The 25831-nt window shown below is 43.3% G+C and carries 28 protein-coding genes; all 28 read left to right on the top strand.

Features of this window, described 5'->3' with window-relative positions; translation table 11 throughout:
- The first annotated feature begins 66 nt into the window (after positions 1–66).
- Positions 67–1899, top strand: coding sequence for a DNA topoisomerase (locus HUS62_RS12710; RefSeq protein ID WP_175079809.1), 1833 nt, complete (start codon positions 67–69; stop codon positions 1897–1899).
- The gene (locus tag HUS62_RS12705) at positions 1899–2330 is read left to right on the top strand and encodes a hypothetical protein (RefSeq protein WP_175079808.1); all 432 of its coding nucleotides are present in this window, start codon (positions 1899–1901) and stop codon (positions 2328–2330) included. The genes HUS62_RS12710 and HUS62_RS12705 overlap by 1 nt, the downstream gene beginning before the upstream one ends.
- Positions 2323–3168, top strand: a complete 846-nt coding sequence (locus HUS62_RS12700; RefSeq protein ID WP_175079807.1) for a hypothetical protein — start codon at positions 2323–2325, stop codon at positions 3166–3168. Before HUS62_RS12705 ends, HUS62_RS12700 begins: the two co-directional genes overlap by 8 nt.
- The gene (locus tag HUS62_RS12695; protein WP_175079806.1) at positions 3165–3407 is read left to right on the top strand and encodes a hypothetical protein; all 243 of its coding nucleotides are present in this window, start codon (positions 3165–3167) and stop codon (positions 3405–3407) included. Before HUS62_RS12700 ends, HUS62_RS12695 begins: the two co-directional genes overlap by 4 nt.
- Positions 3389–4198: a hypothetical protein gene (locus HUS62_RS12690; RefSeq protein ID WP_175079805.1), complete on the top strand. Its 810-nt coding sequence runs from the start codon at positions 3389–3391 to the stop codon at positions 4196–4198. The genes HUS62_RS12695 and HUS62_RS12690 overlap by 19 nt, the downstream gene beginning before the upstream one ends.
- A 28-nt stretch (positions 4199–4226) precedes the next feature.
- The gene (locus tag HUS62_RS12685; RefSeq protein WP_175079804.1) at positions 4227–4700 is read left to right on the top strand and encodes a transglycosylase SLT domain-containing protein; all 474 of its coding nucleotides are present in this window, start codon (positions 4227–4229) and stop codon (positions 4698–4700) included.
- Positions 4613–5200, top strand: coding sequence for a PFL_4695 family integrating conjugative element protein (locus HUS62_RS12680; RefSeq protein WP_175079803.1), 588 nt, complete (start codon positions 4613–4615; stop codon positions 5198–5200). Before HUS62_RS12685 ends, HUS62_RS12680 begins: the two co-directional genes overlap by 88 nt.
- Complete coding sequence (traD, locus tag HUS62_RS12675) at positions 5197–7287, top strand: type IV conjugative transfer system coupling protein TraD (protein ID WP_175079802.1); 2091 nt, start codon at positions 5197–5199, stop codon at positions 7285–7287. The genes HUS62_RS12680 and traD overlap by 4 nt, the downstream gene beginning before the upstream one ends.
- Complete coding sequence (locus HUS62_RS12670) at positions 7287–8027, top strand: TIGR03747 family integrating conjugative element membrane protein (protein ID WP_175079801.1); 741 nt, start codon at positions 7287–7289, stop codon at positions 8025–8027. Before traD ends, HUS62_RS12670 begins: the two co-directional genes overlap by 1 nt.
- A 220-nt stretch (positions 8028–8247) precedes the next feature.
- Positions 8248–8550 carry an RAQPRD family integrative conjugative element protein gene (locus HUS62_RS12665; RefSeq protein WP_175079800.1) on the top strand — a complete coding sequence of 101 codons (303 nt, stop codon included), beginning with the start codon at positions 8248–8250 and terminating at the stop codon, positions 8548–8550.
- Complete coding sequence (locus HUS62_RS12660; protein WP_175079799.1) at positions 8534–8749, top strand: hypothetical protein; 216 nt, start codon at positions 8534–8536, stop codon at positions 8747–8749. Before HUS62_RS12665 ends, HUS62_RS12660 begins: the two co-directional genes overlap by 17 nt.
- Before the next feature lie 21 nt (positions 8750–8770).
- Positions 8771–9136 carry a DUF2976 domain-containing protein gene (locus HUS62_RS12655; RefSeq protein WP_175079798.1) on the top strand — a complete coding sequence of 122 codons (366 nt, stop codon included), beginning with the start codon at positions 8771–8773 and terminating at the stop codon, positions 9134–9136.
- Positions 9136–9522 carry a TIGR03750 family conjugal transfer protein gene (locus HUS62_RS12650; RefSeq protein WP_175079797.1) on the top strand — a complete coding sequence of 129 codons (387 nt, stop codon included), beginning with the start codon at positions 9136–9138 and terminating at the stop codon, positions 9520–9522. Before HUS62_RS12655 ends, HUS62_RS12650 begins: the two co-directional genes overlap by 1 nt.
- Positions 9523–9524: 2 nt before the next feature.
- On the top strand, positions 9525–10130 hold the full coding sequence (locus HUS62_RS12645; protein ID WP_175079796.1) for a PFL_4703 family integrating conjugative element protein: 606 nt from the start codon (positions 9525–9527) through the stop codon (positions 10128–10130).
- Positions 10131–10132: 2 nt separating this feature from the next.
- Positions 10133–10930: a DUF3438 family protein gene (locus HUS62_RS12640; RefSeq protein WP_175079795.1), complete on the top strand. Its 798-nt coding sequence runs from the start codon at positions 10133–10135 to the stop codon at positions 10928–10930.
- Positions 10921–12291: a hypothetical protein gene (locus HUS62_RS12635; protein ID WP_175079794.1), complete on the top strand. Its 1371-nt coding sequence runs from the start codon at positions 10921–10923 to the stop codon at positions 12289–12291. The genes HUS62_RS12640 and HUS62_RS12635 overlap by 10 nt, the downstream gene beginning before the upstream one ends.
- Positions 12254–12625, top strand: coding sequence for a hypothetical protein (locus tag HUS62_RS12630; protein ID WP_175079793.1), 372 nt, complete (start codon positions 12254–12256; stop codon positions 12623–12625). Before HUS62_RS12635 ends, HUS62_RS12630 begins: the two co-directional genes overlap by 38 nt.
- Positions 12626–12659: 34 nt before the next feature.
- Positions 12660–15482, top strand: coding sequence for a conjugative transfer ATPase (locus HUS62_RS12625; protein ID WP_220095028.1), 2823 nt, complete (start codon positions 12660–12662; stop codon positions 15480–15482).
- Between the two features lie 157 nt (positions 15483–15639).
- Positions 15640–16410 carry a hypothetical protein gene (locus HUS62_RS12620; RefSeq protein ID WP_175079791.1) on the top strand — a complete coding sequence of 257 codons (771 nt, stop codon included), beginning with the start codon at positions 15640–15642 and terminating at the stop codon, positions 16408–16410.
- Positions 16407–16985 carry a hypothetical protein gene (locus HUS62_RS12615; RefSeq protein WP_175079790.1) on the top strand — a complete coding sequence of 193 codons (579 nt, stop codon included), beginning with the start codon at positions 16407–16409 and terminating at the stop codon, positions 16983–16985. Before HUS62_RS12620 ends, HUS62_RS12615 begins: the two co-directional genes overlap by 4 nt.
- Before the next feature lie 12 nt (positions 16986–16997).
- Positions 16998–18518, top strand: a complete 1521-nt coding sequence (locus tag HUS62_RS12610; protein WP_175079789.1) for a hypothetical protein — start codon at positions 16998–17000, stop codon at positions 18516–18518.
- 9 nt (positions 18519–18527) lie between these two features.
- Positions 18528–19790, top strand: a complete 1263-nt coding sequence (locus HUS62_RS12605) for a hypothetical protein (RefSeq protein WP_175079788.1) — start codon at positions 18528–18530, stop codon at positions 19788–19790.
- Positions 19787–20491, top strand: a complete 705-nt coding sequence (locus HUS62_RS12600) for a hypothetical protein (protein ID WP_175079787.1) — start codon at positions 19787–19789, stop codon at positions 20489–20491. The genes HUS62_RS12605 and HUS62_RS12600 overlap by 4 nt, the downstream gene beginning before the upstream one ends.
- 9 nt (positions 20492–20500) lie before the next feature.
- On the top strand, positions 20501–22129 hold the full coding sequence (locus tag HUS62_RS12595) for a GspE/PulE family protein (RefSeq protein WP_175079786.1): 1629 nt from the start codon (positions 20501–20503) through the stop codon (positions 22127–22129).
- Positions 22130–22332: 203 nt separating this feature from the next.
- Positions 22333–23490, top strand: coding sequence for a hypothetical protein (locus HUS62_RS12590; protein WP_175079785.1), 1158 nt, complete (start codon positions 22333–22335; stop codon positions 23488–23490).
- A gap of 24 nt (positions 23491–23514) precedes the next feature.
- On the top strand, positions 23515–23955 hold the full coding sequence (locus HUS62_RS12585; RefSeq protein WP_175079784.1) for a prepilin-type N-terminal cleavage/methylation domain-containing protein: 441 nt from the start codon (positions 23515–23517) through the stop codon (positions 23953–23955).
- Positions 23956–23959: 4 nt separating this feature from the next.
- Positions 23960–24457: a type II secretion system protein gene (locus HUS62_RS12580; protein ID WP_175079783.1), complete on the top strand. Its 498-nt coding sequence runs from the start codon at positions 23960–23962 to the stop codon at positions 24455–24457.
- 14 nt (positions 24458–24471) lie between these two features.
- Positions 24472–25831: prepilin-type N-terminal cleavage/methylation domain-containing protein (locus HUS62_RS12575; protein WP_175079782.1), on the top strand; the 1360-nt coding region annotated here is incomplete at its 3' end.

Raw genomic sequence — 25831 nt, 5'->3', positions numbered from 1 at the left:
CTTTTCGCTGAATCTAATCGAAACTGACGCTATTGTAGTGTCAGTTTTTTTTTATGTGGTGCAGAAATGAAATTATATCTCTGTGAAAAACCTAGCCAGGGTGAGGACGTTGCCAAGTTTTTGGGGATGTCACCTGTTCATAAGAAGCAGGGATATTACCAAAATGGTGACGTTGCTGTTACCTGGGCGAGAGGGCATCTATTTAAGTTGCAACCGCCTGAGCATTATACGCCTGAGCTAAAAAAGAAATGGGCCTTCGATAAATTACCGGTAGTGCCTGAAGAGTACAAATATGCTTTAGATGTAAAAGCTAAAGCACAGTGGCGTGTTATTAAGGGGTTATTGAAAAAGGCGAAAGAAGTTTATATCGCTACTGACCCTGATCCAGAAGGTGAGTGTATTGCTCGAAACATTCTCAAATTCGCTTCATACAAAGGTGATGTATTTAGAGTGCTTTATGGTTCTACAGACAAAAAAACCTTAACTAAAGCGTTTTCTAATCCATTACCTAGTTGGGAAACAGAGTGGATGTATCATTCTGCTCAAGCGCGAGCAATGGCAGATTGGGTTGTCGGCATGAACCTTACAATGGCTATGACATTAGTTGTTCAAAAGCTTGAATCATCCGGTGGCTTTAAAAAGGCATTCCCTGTTGGTCGTGTTAAAACGCCAGCTGCAATGCTGGTGTATTTGCGTGAGCAAGCGATTAAAAACTTTAAGCCTGTGAAGTATTACGAGGTTGAAGTAGATGTTTATACGCAGGGTGGTGATCAGTTTACGGTAGCATGGGAAATCCCTGAGCGCGGTTTAGTTGATGGCCGGTTGCTTGAGCGAAGCTATGCCGAAAAAGCGATGGAGTACATTAAGGCGCAAAAGGTTGGGGTGATTGACTCCCTTACGAAAGAGGATAAGAGTCAGCAACCTCCTTTGCCTTTTGAATTAACATCCCTGCAATCGGCCTGTGAACAATACAATATTAGTCCGGATGAAGCGTTAGAAATTGCTCAGTCACTTTATGATAAGCCAAATTCTGCCACTACTTACCCGCGAACGGACACTGCTTATTTAACCAGTGGTCTAGCTGAAGATATTACTGAAACTGTTACGCACCTGGTTAAGTTGGATGCCTTCAGTACACTTTCTGACAAGCTTGATTTGAAGCGCCGCACAAAGGCGTGGAATGATAAGAAAGTTAAAGTGCATTATGGAATCATACCAACGGTAACTGCGCTCAATTTTTCTCGTTTGACCGATAAGCAAAAAGCCGTCTACTTGATGGTAGCAAAGCGTTATCTCGTTCAGTTTATGCCGGATTATGTATACGAAAGTACGAATGTAGGTATCAAATTCGGCAATGTCACCTGTAAAGCCACTTGCAATATTCCTAAATCGATGGGTTGGCGTTCTATTGAAAAGGGTGAAGATGAAGATGATTTACCTGAATTGCCAGCTTTAAACCGAGGTTTAAAAGTGGGCGTTAAGGAAGCTCGTATTGTGGAGAAAACCACAAGAAAGCCGTCACGTTATACGCAGTCCTCATTAGCGAAGGCGATGGTAAATGTTTCATCTGAAGTCGAAGACGCTGAACTGAAAAAATTGCTTAGTGATAAGGATGGAATTGGTACTGTAGCTACACGCCCAGCAATAATCAAAGACCTTATTAAATCAGGCCTTTTAATGGAAGAAAAACGCAAATTAAAGCCTTCCCGTTGGTTTGAAAAATATATGGTTCATGTGCCTAAACAAATGAAAGAGCCTGCAAATTCGGCGCTGTGGGAACGTGGTTTTCAGGCCATCAAAGAAGGTCAAATTACAACTGATAAATTCGTTGAATTTCAAGCCAAGTTTGTTCGTGGTGCGGTCAGTGAATTGCACCAGGTATTTTCGGAGATCAAATAATGAAAAATGGGGTTCTTACATCAATAGCGTTTGGAATAGCAATTCTTAGCGCTTCAGTGCATGCGGAACAAGTTGCTACTGACCGGTATACGTTAATTACACCTACACCGGAAACTAAAGAAATAGATCCGCTATCGGTCAATATCCAATTGTCGTTCCCGCCAAGTGTAAAAACAGTGCGTGATGCCGTGAATTTTGTGCTGATGAATTCTGGTTGGGTACTGGCACTTGATAAGTCAAATGATGAGGCGCTTGGTATTACGCTTGAGCGCCCATTACCACAGGTGCATCGCAAGTTATCTCTAATGCCTCTGAGAACGGTTCTGCAAGTTTTGGTGGGGCAGTATTACGTGCCTGTTGAAGACCCACTTCGACGCATTTACACATTTGATTTAAAAGATGAATACAAAGGTTTGGTGAACCATGACTGAAAAAGATATTGAACAACAAGAAGAAACCGTTGCAGACGGTTTGCCGGAGCTCGAAGGAAGTGCGAGCAAAGAGAAGCCCAAAGGTGGCAATAAAAAGCCTCCTATTGGCTTTGTGGTTGGTTTAGTAGCCTTGTTAGGGGTTGCGGGTTTTGGGATTCAATACGCAATTAACCACTTAGGTATTTTTGAAAAAGAACCACAGGTTGTAGAAGAGCCTCCTGTGCCGGTTATTTCAAATGACGTTATGGATAGCCCTTCAGGAAGTGACTTTTTAGTTAATGATCCTGCATTAGCCGGTAGTTCAATGATGACTGGTAATGAAGCAAATAACACTGATACGCAAACACAGGACATTCAGGCTGATATCCCCCCTGAGCAGTTAAAGGGTATTAATGACTCTCTGGTTATGCTTGCTGAAGAGGTTGGTGCTATTGCTGGTCAGTTGAATAAACAGCAAGATTCGTTAATTAAGGTGATGAAAAATCAAAATGCCTTGCTAAAGCAGTTTGAAATGGAAGTGGCTAGACGCGAGGCAAATGACGAAACATTAACGAATAACGTTAAGGAAAATCAGCGGTGGTTAGGAGGTATTTCTAATCAGCTAAAAGAAATCGGTGTTGATGTAAAAGAAGCGTCTCAAGAATTTCCTATCGTTGTTTATAGCAAAAACGTATGGGGTGATGACGTTTTCTTAACCGTTGCTCAAAAGGTTGCACCTGACCAAACAAGTTTTCTTCGTGTGGGTGGCATTGTTGGCCGTTGGCGATTAGTTGAAATTTCTGAGCATAAAGCTCTATTTGAGCATTTTGAAGGCAATAGAAAAGAGGTGATGCTATGAAGCGTATTGGTTTAATTTTGCTGTCAGTAGCGGCCTTGGGTGGGTGTGCGTCGAGTTACGATACTCAACAGTCTACTTTAGCTGTAGATGATCGTATTGATGTTCTACAGGCCTCAGTTTCAAATCCGTATCCTGAATGTGATGCAGCGAAAGAATATCGTCGTGTTGCAAATCTTAGCGTTGAGCGTTCTGAGCGGGTTTATCTTCAAGAGGGGGCTTTATGTCAGCGTTCAGATTAAGTGTTTCTGCTATTGCTTTAGTGGTCAGTGTGGGCGTGTTTGCTAATCAGCCTAATGAGTCGGCTGCCCCGATCAAAAAAACGGATACTTCGGTAACGGAAAGCTCATTAACTAAGGCGGATATTGTTCATGCAAAACAGTGGAAGCTAACTGAAAAAGAGTATGAGCGTTATAAGCAGATCTTAAAATCTCCCCGCGCTTATTTTACGCCTGATCTAGATAAAAACCCTTTGCTCGCATTGGCGCTTGAAAGTGAGTCTGAAATAGATAAACAGCGCTACGCAGATAAGTGGGTTCAAATTCAGTTTGAAAACAATATCAAGGTGATTAGCTGGCAACTTGAGGTAAATGAAGCATGGGAACGCGCTTTTCCTGGTGTTCCAAGGTTTGCGTACAAAAAACCTGAAACGTCTCATTATGCGGTGGCTAATATGAATGCGCCGGTCGCTAAATCCAATATGTCAGACATATTCAGTACAGCAAACAATCAACCATCATTAGATGAACTTTTTCAGAGCAAGCCTAGAGCGCAATTATACCTTGCTATTGCTAATTGCGATGGATGTGTTGAAGCGTACCAGCGCCAGTATGAATTACTGAAATCGGGCAAATATTCTGGTCTTGATATCCACTTTGTCGCGGAGCCAACAAAGGAGCAGATCATTGAATGGGCTAAAGCTCGTGTAGCAGATAGTGGCCTTAACGCTGCTGATGTTAATCAAAGTCGTGTTGTGACGTTGAATACAGCGAAAAAGGAAGTGAAAAAAGTGCCATTTGTGGAGTTTGATTAGCATGTTCCGGAAGGTTGTTTGTTGCTTAATGTTCAGTCTGTCGCAGCCAGCGATGGCAGGCTTTAATGACCTTTTGGAATCGGTGTCTGATGTGACAGGCGTACCTACCGAAATTATTAAAGCGGTATGTACGCACGAAAGTCAAAGTTATCACAACGGCAAGCGTCAGCCTTGGCCTTGGACACTAAATATTGGTGGAAAAGGGTTGTGGTTTAAAACTAAGCATAGCGCAGTGGCTTATGCAGAACTTGAACTGATGGATGGGACTGAACCCGTAAAGCTCGACGTAGGCATGTGTCAGATTAACTGGTATTGGCATGGAAAAGAATTCGCGTCTGTTGGCGAATTAATGGACCCAAGGGCAAACATTCAGTATGCCGCTAACCATCTAAAAGATTTAAAAAAAGGTAAGTCATGGGAATACGCAATAGGCGCTTATCATTCGCCTTCAAATCAAGTAAGAGCAAAGAAATACGCTTCAGCGGTACTTTCTTCGTTCTAGCGTTTTTAAGCGCTATATCGTCGGTTAATGCCTCACAGTTAACAGAATTGGCAACGGTTGGTGAAACTAAGCCTGCTGAAGAATATTACACTAATCTGAGTTTCAGAGATTCAAAGGTTGATGCCGAAAAAGCGTCAAAGCTTCTGAAGGAAGCAAGAAGCAGTATATCGCGTGAAATGTTCTTTCCTCTTGTCCCAAGCAATATGCAGCCAGGTGTAATGAAGGGCTTCAAATTTCAAGAAGCTAAGACAGTTCAACCCTTTGCTGTTGTTGGGACCGACCCTTTATCTATCAAATGGCTGCGTTTTCGTTTTGATAAGTTAGCAGAGCTCAATGCTCCTATATATGTTGTTGAAGCTGAATCGTTCCAACAATTACAGGCGTTCTCTTCTGAGTTTTCAGGTTTGAAATTTGTACCTTCTTCTGGTGATGGGATCGGTAAAGAGCTGAAGGTAGGCGCTTATCCATTTTTGGTTACTTCAACGGGGGTTTGGCAATGAGTAATGACTATCCTATCGAGCGTTTATTAAGACCAATTGCTGAATATAATGCGGCAACGGTATCGGGTGTCGCTGCTGGATTCAGTGTTGCTGCTCCTTATTATTGGATGATGACAGAGCCGGTATCCTATGCGTGTGCTAGTGCCTTTAGTTATATAGGTTATAAGTATTTAGATGATGCGTTGCGCCTTAGTAAATACCAAAGGAATATCAAAACACTAAAACCTTACACTATAAAACCTGCTGATCTCCCTGTTTCAAAGTCGAAGTCTTTTTTGGGACAAGGGTATCGATGGCAATCCATTCATACTCAACGCCTCTATGACACGACCAAACCGGAAAATGAGGATTACACTAAACCGCCTGCACGTTATGAGTGGGCAAGGCGTAAAGAGGTCAATTGGGAAAATACATTTGGACTTTCTATGATTGCGAAGGCACTCAGAAACCAATCTCCCTACAATCCTTTAAAGTTACTTGACCTGACTCCTTATCCAGATATCGGCGGTACAGCTGCAATACATGGTGTTGGTGCTGATGAGGAAAATGAAACGTACTGGGACCTGGGCGAGCGAAATGGTCACGCGATTGTGCTGGGTACGACCCGTGTGGGTAAAACTCGGCTGGAAGAAGTTTTGGTGGCCGGTGATATTCGACGTGGAAATAATTGTGTAATTGTTATAGACCCTAAAGGCGATGGTGAGCTATTCCGTAGGATGTACGTGGAAGCGAAACGAGCTGGTAGAGAAGATGATTTTTACTTTTTCCATCTTGGTTATCCTGAAGCGTCATGCAGATATAACCCTGTAGGTGAGTTCCAACGCATTACTGAAGTTGCTGGTAAAACTACTGCTCAACTTGGTGATGAAGGTAACTCTTCTGCATTCAAAGCTTTCAGCTGGCGTTTCGTTAATGTAGTAGCTCGCGCCTTAGTTGATGTTGGTGTAAGGCCCACAATTGATAACATCAACCATTACGTTCAGGACTTAGAGGATTTGCTTTACCTGTACGCGAAAAAGGCCCTACTTGCTGTTGATGATGATCCTGAATCACTAATCGAAGAACGTGCCGCAATGGTACGTGATAAGCACCCTATGGTAGAGCGCAAAGGTAAAACCAAAACTACGGTTGCAATCATCGACCTGATGAAAGAACTTTTGCCTAAAGATAACCTGGGCCGCCAGCTGCTGCTTGCCAGTAACTATGAAAGGTCATTCTACGAAAAACTGGTTGCCAGTTTGCTTCCGTTCTTGGACAAAATGAATACGGATAAAATTGGTAAGCTGCTTAGCCCTGAATACTTCAATGAAGAAGATCCGCGCCCAATTCTGAGCTGGCGTGAAGTGATACAGCGAAGAGGTATCGTATATATTGGCCTTGATGGTTTGACTGATAGGGAAGTTGCTACTGCCGTAGGTAATGCGATGTTCAATGATCTTGTTTCAAATGCAGGCCTTATGTACAAGCACGGTAAAGACGTTGGCTTACCATCTCTTGATGGAAGTAAAAAGCTTAAATTCCCTGAGATTTACCTTCACGCTGATGAATTCAATTCTTTGGTTGGTGATGAATTTGTTCCGATGGTTAACCAATCTGGCGGGGCGGGTGTCCGGATATGTGCGTATACCCAAACATTACAGGATATCGATGCGAAGTTTGGTAGCACTACCGGCAACCCTAAATCAATGCAGATCATAGGTAACTTTAATACCACTATTATGATGAGGGTGCAGAACGAGGAAACAGCTTCATTACTTACAAGTCGATTGCCGAAAGTACCTGTCAAAGAAGCCACATTGGTTTCGGGGGCAAGCAAGAAAGATGGCACTGGTGTAGGGCGCTTCGATGACCAAAACCAAGATCGTATATCTGAAGATAAAGTGCCAATGGTAGAGCCTTACCATGTTACGAGCTTGCCTAAAGGTCACGCATTTGTACTGAAGAATGGTAATCAGCTATTCAAAGTACGGTTGCCTTTATTTGATGATAAGGGGGATATTGAGCTTCCACAAAATCTTGTCGATATATGCGCGGATATGAATGAGCGCTATCGCACTGGTGAACTTTGGTGGGAGGAAGCAGCATAATGGCTAAAGCTAAGTCAGAACAGCAACGGCAGGCAGACAAAACAAAACGTCATGGTGTGTTTACCAAGATTGTTCTTTTTGTCATGGCGCTTCCAATTACCGTGATGGTGACAATGATTATTTCTATTCTGGTTGAATGGGGGTTAATTTGGCATTGTGATGACGGACCAGGAACGACGGTGTGTTCATTTGCTGATTTTCAACCTGGTATGGGTGTTGATCATTCAAGAAACATGCTTAGAGCCGAAGCAGGGTATGTTAATCAGCATTTCAAAGATAGTCTGATGGGATCTGCTCCTGTGAAAGTTGCGGGTGAGCTCATTACATGGACGGACGATTATATATTTCGCCCCATAGGTATTGATGATTACATTCGGAAGTCAAATCAAGAAAAAGGGTGGGCGTGGAATTACTTTGTATCTGCTTACACGATAATCAAAGTTGTATTGTTGCGGCTTTGCGTTCTTTTCCTTTCGATACCGGCCTACATACTATTTGCAGTTGTTGGGCTTGTGACGGGGTTGGTGCAACGTGACTTGAGAAAATGGGGAGCTGGTAGAGAAAGTACAGACAAATTTGAGCTTTCAACTAAGCTTATCAGTCCTTCAGTAGTGTTGTGTTTTGTTATCTATCTGTCATGGCCTAACAGTATTAATCCGGCGCTAATAGTTGTGCCGTTTGCTGCAATGTTCGGCTATGCATTACATTTAACGGCATCTAACTACAAGAAATACTTCTAACGAATCAAAATTAGGCATGCCTAATTTTAAAAGCCTCCAATACGGGGGCTTTTTGTATCGAACATAGTTAAATGTGTCTATGATGGCCACAAAACATAGTCGAAAATGACTATGCTGCAGCGGTATAGAAAAAACCCCCTGAAAGTTCCCCTAGCTTTTCGAGTACATCCTGAAATAAACCCCTTTACAATGCCCTCAAGTGATATTTGCGGGGTGCAATATGAAAAAAATATTGATGGTTTCAGTGGTTTTACTCGCTGTTTTTGCTGGTTCGGCTAATGCCTCTACTGAAAAGGAGAAGGCTGAGTTGGCAAGAATTGCGAGTGAGCTGAAATATTTGAAGCATGATGTGCTTCAGATAAGTGAGCTTCGTCGTGCCGACGATACAGAAGCTTTCAATTATGAGGCTCTTGTAAGTGATCTTGACGCTGTTCAAAAGGCAGTTGAAAGACACATTAATGGGCCTTCTCGTCAACCAAAGGCGCTCAAGCCCTTAGAGGCAGAATATGGAAATATTCAGTAATACTTTTGGGATGGATGCTGACACGTTGAAAGCATTCATTGAGTGGATATTGACGTTTGTAGTCAGTCTGTTTTGCGTAGTGGTCCTGAAAGGGTCTTACACGCGCTTGATAGAAGGTGATATGCAAGCGGTTGACGTTTTGGTTGATGTGGTCATCGCTGTAGCGGTCGCCACTGGGGTTTTTACGGTAATCAATTAACTTCAAATACAGAGGTAAACAATGAAAGTTATTAAGGTATTCATGGCGATGGCGGAGAAATCTAAATTAGCCTTTTGGACATTGATGGCGTTTGCGTGGCAAGTTCGCGCAGATATGCCAACGACAGACGATTTTGCAGATGGATCGGATGATAAAGATGGCGCTGAAATGCTCATGTGGTTAATGGAGAAGTTTGTACAAGTTGTCATTATCGGTATGACTGCGTGGTTCGCTATTCTCATCATCAAAGGTGCTATGAAGAAATATAACGATATATCTGATGAGCGTGGTAGCTGGATGGACCTTGCTGGTCACGTAGTTGGTGGCTTGGCACTGTTAACGTTGGGTATCATTTTGTTCAACCTGGCTGATACGTGGGTTGATTAATGAAACTGGACGAAAGCGATTTTACAGATAGCTTTACCGGCGACTTCATTAATGAAGAGCCGGTTGTATTCAAGGGCCTGACGGATGGAGAGATCAAAAGCGTATTCTTAATATCCCTTTTTATAGGTTCACCTATTGGGGTCTTACTTGGAATGTTAAGTGGCTTTCCGATGCTTATGATCGTTTTCGTCTTTGTTATCCCGATGATAGTGGTTTATTTCCTTGCTGGTTGGATGGAAAAAGCAAGGCGCGGCAAGCCTTCTGGCTATGTTGAACATAACCTTCACGCTTGGCTTGTGGCTAAGAAATTAGCTAAGCCTAATTTTATTTGTGAAAGCACCAAATGGAGTTTGGGGCGAAGCAGTAGAGGGGCTTCAAAACAGTGAATATGAAAAGTAAAGCAATTAAAGAAAGTGACCGCAAGGATAAGGTTATTCGTGGCCTGACAATCTTTGCAGTAATCCTGTTGGGATTGGTTCTGCATGCTCACTGGCTGTTAGCGACACTTCCTAAAGAATTTGAGTGTCATTTTCCGCCAGACTTATCGCGAGGTGGAATGGTTAAGGTTAATGAGTTTCAACGACATGAAGTTTATGCGTTCGCATACACCTTTTATCAAAATTTATATCGTTGTGAACAAGATTGCGCTGTTGAATTTGAGGCAAATATCCGTAGATATGGTTATTTTGTTACTGATTCCTATCGACCACAACTGATGAATTTAGCGAAAGTTAAAGAGTCAGATAACCGCCGTAAAGTGCGTGGTATCTCTGAGTATGGAGCTTACTCAGACAGTAAAGTAGTCCCTTTAGGAAACAATACCTGGATTGTTTATCTTGATGTCGTTGAGCGCGAGCTTATTGGTGGCAAGATTGTCCGTGATGCTGTAATGCGTTACCCGTTGATTGTGACTCAGTACGATGTTGATAGAGAGAAAAATCCTTGGCGATTGGCTATCGATGGCATGAAGGGTCAGCCGAAGAGGTTAAATTAATCATGATTCGTTTCCTGTTAACTTTCATCATTATTCTTTGCTCGTTTGGTGGGTATGCCACCGAACGAGTGAAGTGGGAACAAGGGCAAGAAATCGGCGTTGAGCTCAAAGAAAATGAAGAGCGAAAGGTTACGTTCCCTGAAAAAGTGCGATTTGCAGTAAAAGCGCGTTACGCTGAGCAGTTCAAGCATTCCTTGATTGATAACATGCTGTATATAACACCGGTTACGGAGTTTACAGAAAAGCTTACTCTGCAAGGTTTAGATAGCGGTCGTTTTTATGTCCTTCAGGCCTCAGTGTCGGAAGGGGCTGCTAAGGCTGGTGATGATTTGATTGTGCATATTAATGAATCAAAAAATGAACCAGAGCAAGGTGTAGTAGGTGGTAGCCGTTTACCAATTCAAGCGCCTAAATTAACGCCTATGGATCTGGTGCAGTTCGCTTCCCAAAGTTTGTATGCGCCATCTGCTGAGCTTATTGAGCCTACCCCTGGTGTTCGTAGGGTTGTAGTTAAACAACGTGCAATGGCTAATCTCTATCGCGGTGGTGCGTTCAAGTCTGAAGTTTTAGCAAGTTGGACCGGTGGGGGCTTGTACGTTACAGCGTTGAAACTTATCAACGTTTCTACACAGGCTGTAACGTTTGAACCGTGTCGTATTAGAGGTGATTTTTACTCTGCAACTGCTCAGTTCAAGTCAGCTATGCCATCTGGTCATAAAAAAGACTTTACAGTGGTATATCTATTGAGTGAAAAGCCTTTTGATATCGCTATTCAAAGTAGGGAGTTGTTATGCGTATAAAGCAAAACCCTATCGTTAAAGGTTTGGCTGCTTTAATGGTGATCATTCCTATTTACTTTTTGGCTACCGATTCTAAAGAAGAATCAGATGTTCAAACATCACCAAAAGAGTCAGAGAAAGGTACTGGTAAACCGGTGCAGACTGAAAATGAGGCGATTGCCGCGATGTCTGCATATCTTTCTACTGTTGAGGGGGAGCAAAAGCGTATCAAAGAGTCGCTTGATAACGCAGTTACAAAAGATGATCTTCAACAAATAATTGACTCATCTAAGAACAATACCGGCGACACCGTTGATGAAGAAGCGTTGTTGGATAAAGTCTCAAAGCTTATCGATGACAGAACAAAGGCCATTAAAGAAAAATTCATCGCTGAAAATACTGTTAATCCTAATAGTGTCGGTAATGTTGATAATGAAATGCCGTTCGCTGATGCTTTTGAAGTGAATACCGGCTCTACTTCACAGGGTAAAAACAAGAACTCAGAAGAAATCCAGTGGGCCTATCCGGTTGGATTTACACCAAATGAAGGTAATGGTGTTATTGATGGCCTTCTAGGTAACGGTAGCGCTTTCAGTCGTAAGGCGGGTGACTTTGCGGATAACGTAAAAGATAGCGCAGCTGAAGCTAAAGCAAAGCTGGAAGAGGAATTGAAGCCGATTCCATACGCCACAATCCATTCTGATAGCTCTATTCATAATGCAACGGCGCTCACTGCATTAATTGGTCGGATTGAGCGTAAAGGTCAAACGCATGATCCATTCCGTTTTCAAGTGATGCTGTCAGGCGATACGTTGATGGCAAACGGTCATACGATGCCAGGTGTTGCAAACGCAATCGTAAGCGGGGTAGGTACTGGTGATATGGCTTTTAGTTGTGTTAGGGGCCGTGTGACTAGCGTGACATTTAATTTTGAAGATGGCCGGATTTATAACCAGAAAGGCACGTATGAAAAGCCTATTGCTGAGCTTGGCGACCGTTGGGGAAATCCATGTATCAAAGGTGTTCAAGTAGATGATGTGGGTAAGTACATCACAGCTCAAGGTGTAGTGGCTGGCCTTTCAAATTATGCGGAAACAATTGCAAAGCAACAACAAACGCTTACTTCTTCAGGTAATAGCACAAGCATAGGGCTTACTGGTGATGCGGGTAAATTAGCAGCTGGAAGCTTTGCTTCAGGAGGTCTGAACAAGACCGGTGAAATGCTATCTGAGCGATATGAAAATTACTACGAAGCCATCTACGTCCCGCCAGGTGAAAAGGTTTCTTTATTGTTCGTTGAAGACGTACCTATTGATTATATACCGACAAACAGAAAGGTCAGTTATGAAGAAAATTACAGTCCTATTACTGCTCTTGATTAACACCGTTGGGTGCGCGAGCAAAACCCCTTTTGAAATGGCAAAAGAGGGGCCGACGATGAAGCAAAATTATGAAAATCACATGGTCGGTGAAGGTGCTGATGTTTCTCAAGGGGCGGGAGCTGTAGGCATTAGCCGCCCTCTTGAAAATGACATCAATTACAAAGCCGTAGGCGAGTATGCTTATCGTCGGTTACAAAATCCTGAATTGGAAATGTTTATTTATCCGCATCGGTCTACTCGCCTTGGTGTTATTGTTCCTGGTTACACAGTGCGTTTTCCAATGTATGAAAAAGTACAGTACGGTTTAGTGGGGGATGTAGCTAATGTTCGCTAAGAAAATCAGTAGTAACCTGAAGCGGTCTGCCAGCATGATTGCAGATAGTTTCAAATTGTATGATCGGGAACCGGAAGAAATGGTAACTGAAGGCGATATGGAAAAAATGTATTCTGTTCGCCGTAGTTTTACCGACCGTTTACCTTGGATTGAATATCTCACAGAAGATGAGTGTTTCTTACTTAGTGATGAGCGCAGTGTAGCAGCCGTTTACGATATATTTCCGACAAATGCCGAAGGCGTGATGTTAAGCGAGTTAGCACGTATCAGGGATAACTTTAAATCGTTTTTGAATGAAGTTTTCCCCCAACATGAAAAAAATCCTTGGGTTGTTGAATTTTACCAAAGTGACGTGCTTTCACTCTCGTTTTTTGCCAAAACCGTGCGTGAGTATGCCGCCAATATTCGCAAAGATAACCCTCAAGTAACGGAAAGTCCCCTTTTTAAAGAGTATCTTCCTGTTATGGAGCAACATCTAAAAGATGTATGTAAAGAAGGTGGCCTATTTCACGACGATACTGTAACTGGGGTTAACTGGCGTGGTTCAGTACGTACCTACCGAATGGTGTTTTATCGTCGTTACGGTAGTAACGGAAGTCCACCTAGAGGCAGAACGCCCATTCAAGAGCTTAATGAAGTACGCCAAAAAGTCGAAAGTTCATTGACGCAATCGGGTGTTAAGTGCTTTCGCGTTGATGGTAAAAACTTTTATGAGTGGCTATTCCGTTGGTTTAATCCTCGCCCTGAAGTCACTGGCGGCGATACAGATAAATTGTTAGAGCAGTTGCCGTATACCGACAATGAAGATCTGCCATATGGTCATGACTTTGCTGAAAGTCTTTTACACCGGCCACCGGAAAGCGACAACGAATCGGGAACCTGGTATTTCGATGGCCTGCCTCATAAGGTGATCACAGTTCAAAATCTTCGCCGTAGACCAAAAATTGGGGCTATGTCAGCGCCAAAGGAAAACGGTAAGGATATTTCCGCACTCTTCGACCGTATGCCTGAAGGCACAGTTATGTCGATGAAAGTCGTTATTACGCCTTCAGATGTCATAGAAAAACGTATCGATAAAATTGAAGATAAGGCTAAAGGGGATAGCGCTAAAATCAATCGTATTAAAGCTGAAGTAGAGCAAGCTAAACATAGATTGGCAAATGATAGCCCTATGTATCCGGTTGAAATGTGTTTTTATATCCGTGGTGAAGATGAAGAGCAATTACGACAAAACCAAATTGACGTGATATCGCTTCTTCAACTTGAGGGTTTAAATGCGCTTGATGATGCTGATGATCCCATTATTCTTGATTCTTACATTAAGAATCTGCCAATGAATTACGATCCATCAAAAGAGCAGCAGCGCCGCCGTTCACGTTTAGTATTTACAGAACATATTGCTAACCTTGCTCCTATCATGGGGCGGGGTAAAGGTACTGGCAATCCAGGTTTGCTGTGGTTTAACCGTGGCGGTGAACCGATGAGCTTTGACCCGCTAAATCCTATGGATAGAGCCAAGAACGCGCATTTATGTCTGTTTGGCCCTACAGGGGCGGGTAAATCGGCTCAGATAACCGGCATGCTCCTTTTCTTGATGTCTATTTATAACGCAAGGGTATTTCTTGTTGAAGCCGGTAACTCGTTCGGTATGTTACGTGAATATTTAAAAGAATCAGGGGTATCAACCCACAAGGTCAGAATGCGTTCTGGTGAAAACACGGTCATACCTCCATTTGCTAATGCTTTGAAAGCGCTTGAACGTGAAGAGAAAGAGCAAGAGCTATACGGTAGAACGACCGTTACACCCGATATAGATGTTGTTGAAGAAGTCATGAATGACTTCGAGACAGGGAAGTTAAGCCCTGATTACGAGGAAGACGATGATGATGATGGTCAGGAGTATGAAAAGGATTACCTGGGCGAAATGGAAATCATCACACGCATTATGGTTTCAGGTGGCAACAAAGATATTGCCAAGGGTATCCGGTTAGGTGATCAGCAGTTAATTCGAGAAGCGATTCTTAAAGCTGCGAAAGCGTGTCGGGATGAAGGTCGTAATCAAGTTATCACGGAAGACGTTGCTGAGCATATCTACAATGTATCGCAAGATGATACGGTTCCAGAGGATATCCGAACACGCTTTTATGAGTATGCCGCTGCAATGCGTAAGTTCACGCAAGGTTTAGCTGGGCAAATATTCAACCGTGAAGGTGACTTGTGGCCGGAGTGTGACTTTACTCATATTGACTTAGCTGAATTCGTCAAAGATAACACTGAAGCTGAGTTGGCCGTTAGCTATATGTCAATCCTGAATAACGTGAACGATATTGCGGAGCGTGATCAGGAAACCGGTCGGCCAATTATCTTCCTTACGGATGAGGCCCACTTGATAACCAAAAACCCATTGCTTGCGCCAGGTGTTGTCAAAATTGTTAAAATGTGGCGTAAATTAGGTGCGTGGCTTTGGTTGGCAACGCAAAATATGGGTGACTTCCCAAATGAAGTAGAAGTTATGTTGTCACTGTTTGAATGGTGGCTTTGTTTGGCCTTGGAGCCTCAAGAGGTTGAAGAGGTTGCGAGGTTTAAAAAGTTGACCGACGAACAAAAACACTTGCTTGCCAGTGCTAAGAAGCAAGAGCGCTGCTATACCGAAGGTGTTGTTCTAAGTAGTCGGTTAGCTGAAATATTCAGGGCTGTGCCGCCTAGCCTTACTCTGGCTTTGGCAATGAGTGAATCACACCAAAAAGCAGATCGCCGTAAATACATGGATGAGCATGGTATTTCTGAGACGGACGCTGCGAAACTGGTAGCTAAGGCTCTTGATAAAGCGCGAGGTATTTATCGAGAACAAAATTAGGCATGCCTAATTTTTAAAAATTTTTGGGCAAAGGGCGGTCAAATTGGCCGCTTTTTTTTGTCTTCAGAAAAACCCCCTGAAAGTTCCCCTAGCTTTTCCCAGCAAACTTTTGTTGACACAAATAAAATGGCTTCATCAAAAAAAGTCGGGTGGAGTCATGAAACAAGTTAAAAAGCTCAGTCTCTGCGTTTATGCAGCGTTTTTACTGGTGTCAGGGTGTTCCTCTGTACATCAAGAACGTGTGCATCCAGTCGCAGACATATTTGTACAGTTCGATGCGGGGCAATCTGTATTTAACAATCGATACGCGCTCACAGAGCGATTAAGCAGCGTGTTGGGCGGTTACAAAAAGCGCCCTGTAGTGGTTGTTGTAGCCTCTGGTAATGAAGAAGAAGATTTTACTCTGGCTGTGTCGCGTCTTTATTCCATTGTAAATGCTGTAGACGTTGATGCTGATTACAGAGTGCTTGTAAAGCCATTAGAGCGTTTTGAACAACGCGACCGTGTTGGTATCTATCATGCGGAAAATTGGGGGGCATTTGAAAAAGCCTATATGCATGGCGGTGATTATTCGTGGGTAGATGGCTCTAATGGTATTTACCGTTCAGCTGATGAGCGGTTGTTTATGGCCGTACCAACTATGCGCCATTTGCAACCTGTAGGTACTACCGGCATGCAGCAAACAGCAAGTTTGCTTGAAGCGCTTGGGTGGTCTTTGCAACTCATTGGCGAAGAGCCTGAGCCTTCTGATGTACATCTTAACGATATCCAGATAGTTACGCTTGAGAAAGTTGCGTCTCGTATCGAAGTTTCATTGCTTCTTGATGACGTGATAGGCGAGTTAATGCCTGGTTGTGACTATGAAGTGGTGGCCGGTGAGCGACTGGTCAAGGTTTGGAAAAAAGATTTAATTGGGAAAATATTATGAAATGTTCGCAAGTTGCCTGCCTTGTCGTGGCGTTAGGTTTTGCATTGCCGGTTGTTGCACAAAATAGTGTTGTCCGTTCCTCGGATTTCTTGGATCAAGATGCGGTCACTGTATCGTCTAAAGTGGCAGTTGCTTACCAAAAGCCAGTTGTTGCAGTGGCGCAAATTCCTACGGCTACGCCCGTTGAAGCCAGTGATAGTGTTGAGGTTTATTCAATGTCAAATGATGAAACGCCTCAACCAAGACCCCGCACTGTTGTAGCAGATAGCGATAAGCCTGCACCGCCAGCTGTAGTTACAGTTGGTCCTTATCGCTTTTTTCCGGAAACCGGCGCTGTTGATTTTAGTCTTCGCAAAGGTTTGTTGAAGCCTCAAGTTGTCGAATTACTTATGCATCACCGTCTCATCGATTCTACAGATGACATTCAGTGGCAAGCCTCTGACAATTTTATGTGGCCTAATAGTCACACATTGTCCGGAGCTTCATTAGATCACGTTATTAATGCTGTTCTTGCGCCTTATAAGTTAGTTGCTGACTTCAAGGGTAACGGCAGCGTTATCATTAAAAAGCTGTAGTAGGGGGCAATAATGAAAAATCTTAAACTCAGTATCATTACAGCCACGGCCACGGCTATATTTTTGGCTGGTTGTGCGTCTTCTGTCTCATCATTCAAAGAAGTAAAACAGGAAGGTGAGGCTGTTGTAGCCAAAGCGTATGAACACGCTATCAATGAAGAAGAACTTCCCCACGTTCGGTATTCAGATGAATTTTATGTGCCTGAATTAAAAGAGCGCGACCAGGATAAGCCTCAGTGGTTCTTTCAGAAAGCAGAAGGGTCATACCTTGACTATACGCTTGAAGAAGTAATGCGTGATGTCCTTGCGCGTGAAGGAGTAAATATCCGTTACCTTGATAGTCTGGATAAAGGCCGCAGATTCTCGTTGGTGCATAAAGGTACGATTGGTGGTTTGCTGGATAAAATTTCTTTCGCTACAAAGTATTCATACGAGATTGACGGTGATTTGCTTACGTGGAGTAAGTTTAAAACGGCAGAATTCGATGTTTCCTTTATCGCTGGACAAACGGAATACCTGTTCGGTGCTAAAGAGAATTCAACCGGTTCGGCTAATGAAAACGGCGGTGGCGGGATGAACACCGTTGTCTCGGATACAGGCTTTTCGAGTTCGGACGAATATATTAATTTCTCCACTGAAGGCCTTTCTATTTGGGAAGATATGAAGTCCACTCTTGAGCTTTTAAAAAGCGAAGAGGGAAAATATGTCATTAACCAAGCTACTTCTACTGTAGTGGTGAAAGACTACCCTGATAATGTCTCGGCAATAGCCGATTACCTAAAGCGTGGAAACGATAAAATCACTCAAATGGTGGCTGTTGACTTTCAGATTATCGAATTCACTTCAAATGAAGGTGATCAGCGCGGTATCAACTGGAATGTTATTAAGCAGGACTTATCTACTGGGGGAGTGTTCGGGCTTCAAACTGCCTTCAATACGTTAGTAGATAACGATTTGGCTCCGACAATTCTTGGTTATAGTCAGGAAACGGGAAAATATGCCGGTTCGCAGGTGCTACTTAATGTGCTTGACCAATATGGTGCAGTGACAACGGTTAAAAGCCGTCGAGTTGTTAGCTTGAATAACCAGGTAACAAAACTTTCCCAAGGTGGTGAGTTTGCGTACTTGGCGCAAAGTGGTGGTACTGCTACTGCGAATGTAGGCTCTCAAGACAATCTCATGCCTGGTATTTTAAAAACCGGTGACACAATTTATATGCTGCCTAATTATGTAGGCGACAAAGTTGTGATTCAATTATCTACGTTCCTATCAGATCTCACAAACGGAAAGTTTAGACGTATTGAAAGCGGCGATAAAGCCATTGAAGCCCCTGAGACAAGCTTTTCAGATATGTTTATGAAGTTTGCCGTAAAGGATGGTCAAACACTGCTTATCTCTGGTAGCAGTGATAATAAAAACCAATATACAGAAAATTCTACAGGCGGTTTTGTGGCGTTAGGCGGTGAGCTTGGCGGTACTAAGAGCCGGAAGGAAACGCTGATTCTTATCACGCCAAGAATTGTGTTTCAGTAGGGGGTTTGAATGCGAATTTATACGAGCCCCAAAGAAGACCATCGCTGGATATTTCAACCCTTCAGGGCAACCTTTAAAGGTGCTGGCAGAGAAGAAAAAATTCGTCAAAAGGCGAAGGAATTAGATTTTCGGTATCTGTCTGTCTATTCAACCGGTGATTCTCTTCATGCTGCCTATACGTCTGAGCGCGATGGATATGATTTTGCTGCACGGTTTCACTCATATTGCCTGAAAGCGGGTATGAGCGATGTTGTGTATGTAGAGCGTTCTAGCGACGAACATAACATTATCGTGATTGTTCGTGAGGGTAACATCAAGCGAGATAAAGTAGGTAAAGCAGAAAATATTAAAGCCGATCTCGAATCGATGATGGGTTCAGCCAATCTTGAAAATGTAAAGCTAATCAACTACCAGTTCCTCGAAAATGGAGTGTTAGAAAAAGCAAAGCGTATTTTTGGTGGGCGTATTGAAAATTTGTCGGCGGCGTTGACTGACAAGCTTGAACCTACTGAAGAGTTTGCCTTTTTAGCTGAACGTGATGCGATGTCAAAGATTAAGAGTCGCAAGCCTTGGCTTCTTTACTTAGGCATTGCTGGCATTGTCCTCATGGGAGTGAATCAACTTGCTTCGCTAACAACCGATACGGTTGAAAAAACAGTGGTTGTAGACCCCTATGCTTCGTTCTATCAAGCAATGTCCTCTGATGTGATTCAAGTGCTGAATCGTATGGCGCAGGATTATAACACTCATGTTGGTTTAATGACGTTACCTGGTTGGACAGTCACTAAGGTTACGCATACGAAAGGCCAAGTGAGTTACCGCATGATGTCTACTGAAAATGGCGATGTTGAAACGCTTAAAGCTTTTGCAGGCAAAAACGGGCTTCACGTAATGATTGATCCCAATGAAATTGTTTTGCTAGGCCTTGGCGCTAACGTCACGTCTACAGATGATAGCCAAGTGAAAATGTACAACGTTGAAGAGGTGCATCATTTCCTTCGGGATGCGGTGAATGAATATATTCCTGGGGCAGAACTTACTTTTATTCGTGACGTGCCTAAAGGTACAGATACAAAGTGGACGATACGGGAACTCATGTTTCAGTTCAGGGGCATATACAAAGAAGACTTGATGACCTTGGGCGCAATTACAAAAAACCTGCCTGTAAGCATCGGTGGTGATAGCGCAGACCCTAATGCTGGTCAATACATCATCGACAGTGAGCGCTTTACCGGCGGCTTAAAAATATCAGTATTTGGAGAGAAATTATGAACAAGCGTACCAAAGTATTAGCGATAGGTGCGGCGGTCATTCTGTCAACTGCAATAGGTTATCGGGTTTATGATAGCAATGCTGGAAGTGCCGTTGCTACGTCGAAGTACAGCCCTGAAGCAAATAGAGCAACAGAGTCCAAGCCTCAAGTTAAATCGGTGGTGAGAGTGCCTGATAAGGGGCATATTTCTCAAAGCATTGATTCCCTTGCGCGACAAATAGTGGCTAACTCCCCTAACCAGGAAGAAGCGTTCACGTTTCTTGTTGAAGCGAAGTCCTATCGTATTCAAGAGCTACGAGCTCGTCGCGCAAAAGAACGTGCGGAAGAGGCAAAGGCTCAATACGATGCAGACCTTTGGAGTCGTAAACGTGGACAAATTGATGTCGAGCTTGCGAGAGAGGCAGAAAAAGGGTCCGTTGATACTCAAGCTGGTCAAAATCTCTATCAAGGTAATGCACCGGTTAGTCAACAGGTAAGCCAGTTGAGTGATATTAAAAAGGATATAACCCTTGCTGATTTTGCTTTAAGGGCAATCATCAAAGAAGGCCCTGACTATGTTGCTCGGCTCGCTTATGGCGACCGAAACGTGCCAGCTAAGGAAGGGTATACCCTTTTTGGTAAAGTCGATGTGAAGAGCGTTTCATCAAATGAAGTGGTCCTTATGAAAGGCTCTGATGAAGTTACGCTTTATGCTTATTAAGGGCGCATTATGGCTACAGTAAAAGAAGTTATCTCTGGCGCTGCCCAGCTAAACTACAACACATTTAAAGACAATGGATATCGCTTTTTCAAGCCTCTGTTGGATGTTTGTATGGCGTATGAGGGCAGTGGCGACCAAGAAGATGAAGATACAGTTTTTGTTGCTGTTATCATTCCTCCTGGTACTGACAAAACGGCGTTGATTATGACTACGCGCCGTGCTCACGATAGAAAGTCTTTGGAAATTCAAAATATCGAAACGCTTTTATCGTCGAAGCATTCAATTAGTAATGTGTCTGTAATTTATTCGCACCCTAAAGATATTCACGCCATCTTACATGACGCGAATTCAAAAAAAGGGAAAGGCGAAAAGTCTGAAGCTGATGAAACGCATAGTGCGGCTTTGCAGGATTTGGAAAATATTGTTACTGAGGCGGTAGTAACCGGTACGTCTGATATTCATTTTTATGTTTATGAAGACCGTGCGGAGGCTGTATTTCGTATTGATGGTTTATTTAGTCAAAGTACCCCCTTGGGAAGAGAGCAGGCTATCTCAATTATCGCCGCTGGTCTGAATACAAAGTCACCGGATTATCGCTCTGTGACAGACGATAATGAAATGGCTGATGTTTCAATCTATATGAATATTGAAGTGCCTGATCCAAAAGGCGGTCAGAAGCCTAAACGTGAAAAAATCAATCTTCGTACCTCTAAAAGTGGCTCGCTTGAAGGACCACACACGGTAATGCGTGTAATTAGAACGTCTCAGGAGGCTAAGAAGACCATTTCTGACCTTGGCATGGACGGTGATATTCGCAGTATGCTTACCCGGTCTACAGAAGCACCTACAGGGATAATTCTGCTTACCGGCCCAACGGGTTCAGGTAAGTCTACAACTTTAGCCGCGCTCTATGAAACGATAGATGATGAGCGGAAAATTCTGTTACTTGAAGATCCTGTTGAGTATCGAATTAAGCGTAAAAATACAGTGCAAAAACCGGTGTTTCCAGAAATCAAAGGGCAGGGTTTTATTGACCACCTTAAAAACGCCCTTCGTCAAGACCCTGATATTATCGGTATCAGTGAAATGCGTTCTAAAGAAGTTGTTGAAATTGTTATTAAGTCGGCGCTTACAGGTCACTTGATGGTTTCAACGCTTCATACCAATGATGCGATTGGTGGTATAAGCCGTTTGATTGATGAAGGTGTAAGCCCTAAAGTGCTTGCTGAACGTAACTTGTTTCGTTGCATCGTTGCCCAACGTTTGATACCGGCGCTTTGTCCCAAGTGTAGAGTCAAGAAGCCGGTAGAGGGCTTCACAAATTCATATGTCAGAAGTGAGCATGGCTGTAAACATTGCGGTGGTACTGGTACTAAGGGAAGGGTACTTATTGCGGAGTTAATCATGTTTGACGACAAATGCCGTGAACATATTGCAAATCATGACCTTGCAGCTCTTGAGAAGCACCTATTGGATAACGGTTGGAAAGGTATGGCTGCGCGAGCTCGTATGCGGATAGAGCAGGGAATTATTGACCCGTATGAAGCTGTTAAGCATGTTACTAATCTTTTTGCTGAAGAAACCGCTGTTAAATATCCAAGTGTTGAATTCGTCAATAACGGGTTAGAGCCTGCTTAATAATAATTAGGCATGCCTAATTTCAAGAGGCCCTTTTAGGGCCTTTTTTCTATCGAGCATAGTCAAAAACGTCTATGTGACGACTCGATTTTTACGTCAAAAATGCGATTCAAAAAAAACCCCCCGAAAGTTACCCCTGTTTTTCCGGCTCATTCTTCAAAAAGGCGCTTTACAATGGATTCATTGAGATTAAGGGGGCTTTTATGGCGCTGTCTAAAGAGCAAATACAAGATGTTGCAAAGCGGGGTGCGTTAATCGTACTTGAGTACGCTGGCATAAATTACCAGACCTGGGACCGTGTAAGGCGTTTTTTCAGAACGTGGGGATTTAGCAAGCAACGTCAATTTGAGTTTGTGCAAGACTTTTCTAGCTGGTTAAACGATGGGTGTAGTCCTAGTCAAGCGTGTCGCTCAATAATGGAGGCTGGTAAGGGTGATAAGCGCTTGCAGCAAGAAGTGAATGCTGCGACCTCTATTTATGAAGCGTTGAAGCGTGGTCAGTCTATCAGTGAAGGTATGGTGGATTGGTTTGACCCTGAAGTGGTTACGCTTTTTGATGCTGGGCAGCAAGCCGGTTCTAAGGCCTTAACTCGCGTGGTGAATGAGTATCTGAAGCAAGAGGCTGAGATTAAAAGAGCGAAGGGTGAGTTTTGGAAACCGGTTAAACAACCGTTGACATATTTCTTGATGGTTCTTGCTTTCATGATGGTGATGGGTTTGTTCGTGTTGCCTCAATTCTCTGATCTAATGCCACCGGAAAAAATGACGTTTCCTGTTCGTTTTGTTCTTGGCTTTAGCGAGTGGGTGAAAGTGATGTGGCCTTATGTGCTTCTGGCGTTTTTGGTGATGTTTATGGCGGCGCTTCATTTTGTCACTAATAACACGTCAAAAATGCGCCTGTCTCTTGATGGGTATTTCCCTTTGAATATTTACAAAAACTTTGCGGCCATGAAAACGATGAAGACGCTGGGGATTCTCGTTGAGACTCGCTACAACCTTCATAAAGCAGCGACTGAGCTTAAACGTAATTCTAATGGCTACATGGTTCATCATCTTAATCACATTATTCGCGAGACGCAGTTTGGTGAAAGTGATTTGGGTGAAGCTCTGAATTCTGGTTTGTTGAGTAAGCGCCTCATGTTTCGTTTGCGAAACGCTGCAAATTCACCGGACCAGGATAGAAAGAAGTCTGCAATATCGATTGCAGCGGATAGAAGCGGGGATGAAGCGGTTCGGGCGCTTATCGGAACCCGTCAGTTCGTGGCTTTCTTTCTATGGGTAATAATGTCTCTTGCGTTGTTAATGGTGATTAGCTCGTTTATGGGCGTTATATCTTCTCTATTTAATATGTCATATCGATAAGTAAGGAGCCGAAAGGTGAAAATGATGAAAAAGCAAAAGGGTTTTACCCTAATCGAGTTATCAATTGTGTTGATTTTGATTGTCGGTTTGACAATTACAATGTGGCCTCAATTGTCTCAAATGTTTGGTATTGGTGATGCAGCCAAGACGCGAACACAAATCAGTGAAATCCAAAATGGTGCAGCGCTTTATAAGCAACGAAATAACGTGTTTACCGGTATCTCAATGACTGTTTTGGATGACCAAGGCTATGTATCTGATCGTATGGCTGACGGTACAGCGCGTAATCCTTGGGGTGGTAACTACACTATCGCGGTAGATGCAGCTGATGCTACACGTTACACGGTTACAGTTACTGGTATTCAAAACGCTGACATTGGGGCGCAACTTGCCGCTGACTATGCGACATCTGCGGTAAATGCCGATTTCAACGGTACAACTATGACAGTTACATTCCAGGGTTAATGTCATGAAGCGGGTTCGTGGATTTACGTTAATAGAGCTATTTATCACCATTGCTATCGGTGCGGGAATGTTGATTTGGGCAAGCTCGTTTAGTCAAGTAAATGGCAGGGTCTTTACCGCAAAACGGTTAGATCAAGATGCACAGTTATTACTTGAGTCCATGAATCAGTATTACCATAGCCATTGCACTGAAGCTGTTTTCCCCGCCATCACAGAAGCTCAATTGAGGGCTGAAGGAATCCTTGTTGGCGGGGGGTTCAATAATCCCTGGGGCGGTAATTACCAGTTAGTAATTGACCGAATCAGACCAAGGAACCCGCTATTGCGGGTTTCAGTCGTTTTTAATAACGCCACTGATGCCGGTTTTGTTGCTGGATTTTCAGAGAATGCAACAGTCGCCGGTTCGACAGTTACATGGACGGCAAATAGTACCTTTAGCCGCACAGCTGATGGGGTTCGTAAGCAGTTGGATAGAGAAGCCTTTGGTACGCCATTGTGTTAAGCAGGAGTTTGATTATGAAAATTAATAAAAAGTCACAGGGCTTTACGCTTATAGAGTTGATTCTTGTGCTGACAATTCTATCTGGCCTTGCGGTCACATATGGTCCCCAGTTAATTCAGCAGCAACAACCAATATCACAAGCTGATGATGCCAAAAATGATATTTCAGAGCTCAAAGCGGCAGCGAATGGTTATTACATGGAAAATCGTGCGTGGCCTGCATCTGTAAACGAGCTGATTGCCACAGGCTATTACACAGGTTCAGGTGTATCACCGTTTGGTACTAACTATGTCATTGGGACGAATGGCGATAACTTGGTTGTTAGCATTGATACTAACCGGAATCAGTTGGCAAACATGCTCGCTGGTAAAGTTTCGTTTGGTAACGTGGCGGCTGATGGTGAAACCGTTAGCACTGAAATGGGAACACCATCAAGAGAAGCTATTCAGTCATTCTTTCTTGCGCGTAAAGCGGTTGCCGGTTGTGCTGATTGTAATCAGTTAGCACCTGGTACAAACATCGATGTAAATAACAACAATCTCAACAATATCGATGAAATGGATGCTAATCAGGCAACCATTACAAATGCGACAATTACCACGGCAAATATTGACAGGGTTGAAGCTGAATCAATTCATCTTGGCAATAACAGTATCACTTATGCGGGTAATCAACTTAATTTGAATGCCGGTACGGTTCGTATGAATGCGAACCTGTCTATGAACGGAAATATAGTAGGTAATGGTAATGATATCACCGGCTTTGACCGCTTGGAGGCTAATGCTGGTGACTTTACTAATCTTTCTGCGACTACTGGTGATATTACATCGTTGAGTGGAAGTACGCTGGACTATAACAGCGGCAAGGTGGATACCCTGAGTGGTGATCAGCTGACCTATGGTAACGGAACAATCACGGCATTATCGGGTAACACGCTGGACTATAACAGCGGCGCGGTGGATACGCTAAGTGGTAATCAACTGATTTATGGTAACGGAACAATCACGACATTATCGGGTAATGCACTGGACTATAACAGTGGCACGGTGGATACCCTGAGGGGGGATTTTTTTAACTATTCGAGGGGGGTTATTGGGGTTGCAACGGTTACTTCGATTAATGGTGATACTCTTGATTATATTAGTGGTGCAATTTCTGATTTATCGGGTAATGCACTGGACTATAACAGCGGCACGGTGAATACCCTAAGTGGTGATCAACTGACCTATGATAACGGAACAATCACGGCATTATCGGGTAACACGCTGGACTATAACAGCGGCGCGGTGGATACCCTGAGTGGTGATCAACTGACCTATGATAACGGAACAATCACGACATTATCGGGTAATGCACTGGACTATAACAGCGGCA

The sequence above is a fragment of the Pseudoalteromonas sp. 0303 genome, assembly GCF_013349995.1.
In the GTDB taxonomy this organism is placed as follows: Bacteria; Pseudomonadota; Gammaproteobacteria; order Enterobacterales; family Alteromonadaceae; genus Pseudoalteromonas.
The sequence above is the reverse complement of the archived record's forward strand: the minus strand, read 5'-3'. Positions and strand labels throughout refer to the sequence as shown.

Coding starts and splice junctions, on each gene's coding strand:
- HUS62_RS12710 (WP_175079809.1), top strand. CDS start 67: ATGAAATTATATCTCTGTGAAAAACCTAGCCAGGGTGAGGACGTTGCC.
- HUS62_RS12705 (WP_175079808.1), top strand. CDS start 1,899: ATGAAAAATGGGGTTCTTACATCAATAGCGTTTGGAATAGCAATTCTT.
- HUS62_RS12700 (WP_175079807.1), top strand. CDS start 2,323: ATGACTGAAAAAGATATTGAACAACAAGAAGAAACCGTTGCAGACGGT.
- HUS62_RS12695 (WP_175079806.1), top strand. CDS start 3,165: ATGAAGCGTATTGGTTTAATTTTGCTGTCAGTAGCGGCCTTGGGTGGG.
- HUS62_RS12690 (WP_175079805.1), top strand. CDS start 3,389: ATGTCAGCGTTCAGATTAAGTGTTTCTGCTATTGCTTTAGTGGTCAGT.
- HUS62_RS12685 (WP_175079804.1), top strand. CDS start 4,227: ATGTTCAGTCTGTCGCAGCCAGCGATGGCAGGCTTTAATGACCTTTTG.
- HUS62_RS12680 (WP_175079803.1), top strand. CDS start 4,613: ATGGGAATACGCAATAGGCGCTTATCATTCGCCTTCAAATCAAGTAAG.
- traD (WP_175079802.1), top strand. CDS start 5,197: ATGAGTAATGACTATCCTATCGAGCGTTTATTAAGACCAATTGCTGAA.
- HUS62_RS12670 (WP_175079801.1), top strand. CDS start 7,287: ATGGCTAAAGCTAAGTCAGAACAGCAACGGCAGGCAGACAAAACAAAA.
- HUS62_RS12665 (WP_175079800.1), top strand. CDS start 8,248: ATGAAAAAAATATTGATGGTTTCAGTGGTTTTACTCGCTGTTTTTGCT.
- HUS62_RS12660 (WP_175079799.1), top strand. CDS start 8,534: ATGGAAATATTCAGTAATACTTTTGGGATGGATGCTGACACGTTGAAA.
- HUS62_RS12655 (WP_175079798.1), top strand. CDS start 8,771: ATGAAAGTTATTAAGGTATTCATGGCGATGGCGGAGAAATCTAAATTA.
- HUS62_RS12650 (WP_175079797.1), top strand. CDS start 9,136: ATGAAACTGGACGAAAGCGATTTTACAGATAGCTTTACCGGCGACTTC.
- HUS62_RS12645 (WP_175079796.1), top strand. CDS start 9,525: ATGAAAAGTAAAGCAATTAAAGAAAGTGACCGCAAGGATAAGGTTATT.
- HUS62_RS12640 (WP_175079795.1), top strand. CDS start 10,133: ATGATTCGTTTCCTGTTAACTTTCATCATTATTCTTTGCTCGTTTGGT.
- HUS62_RS12635 (WP_175079794.1), top strand. CDS start 10,921: ATGCGTATAAAGCAAAACCCTATCGTTAAAGGTTTGGCTGCTTTAATG.
- HUS62_RS12630 (WP_175079793.1), top strand. CDS start 12,254: ATGAAGAAAATTACAGTCCTATTACTGCTCTTGATTAACACCGTTGGG.
- HUS62_RS12625 (WP_220095028.1), top strand. CDS start 12,660: ATGATTGCAGATAGTTTCAAATTGTATGATCGGGAACCGGAAGAAATG.
- HUS62_RS12620 (WP_175079791.1), top strand. CDS start 15,640: ATGAAACAAGTTAAAAAGCTCAGTCTCTGCGTTTATGCAGCGTTTTTA.
- HUS62_RS12615 (WP_175079790.1), top strand. CDS start 16,407: ATGAAATGTTCGCAAGTTGCCTGCCTTGTCGTGGCGTTAGGTTTTGCA.
- HUS62_RS12610 (WP_175079789.1), top strand. CDS start 16,998: ATGAAAAATCTTAAACTCAGTATCATTACAGCCACGGCCACGGCTATA.
- HUS62_RS12605 (WP_175079788.1), top strand. CDS start 18,528: ATGCGAATTTATACGAGCCCCAAAGAAGACCATCGCTGGATATTTCAA.
- HUS62_RS12600 (WP_175079787.1), top strand. CDS start 19,787: ATGAACAAGCGTACCAAAGTATTAGCGATAGGTGCGGCGGTCATTCTG.
- HUS62_RS12595 (WP_175079786.1), top strand. CDS start 20,501: ATGGCTACAGTAAAAGAAGTTATCTCTGGCGCTGCCCAGCTAAACTAC.
- HUS62_RS12590 (WP_175079785.1), top strand. CDS start 22,333: ATGGCGCTGTCTAAAGAGCAAATACAAGATGTTGCAAAGCGGGGTGCG.
- HUS62_RS12585 (WP_175079784.1), top strand. CDS start 23,515: ATGAAAAAGCAAAAGGGTTTTACCCTAATCGAGTTATCAATTGTGTTG.
- HUS62_RS12580 (WP_175079783.1), top strand. CDS start 23,960: ATGAAGCGGGTTCGTGGATTTACGTTAATAGAGCTATTTATCACCATT.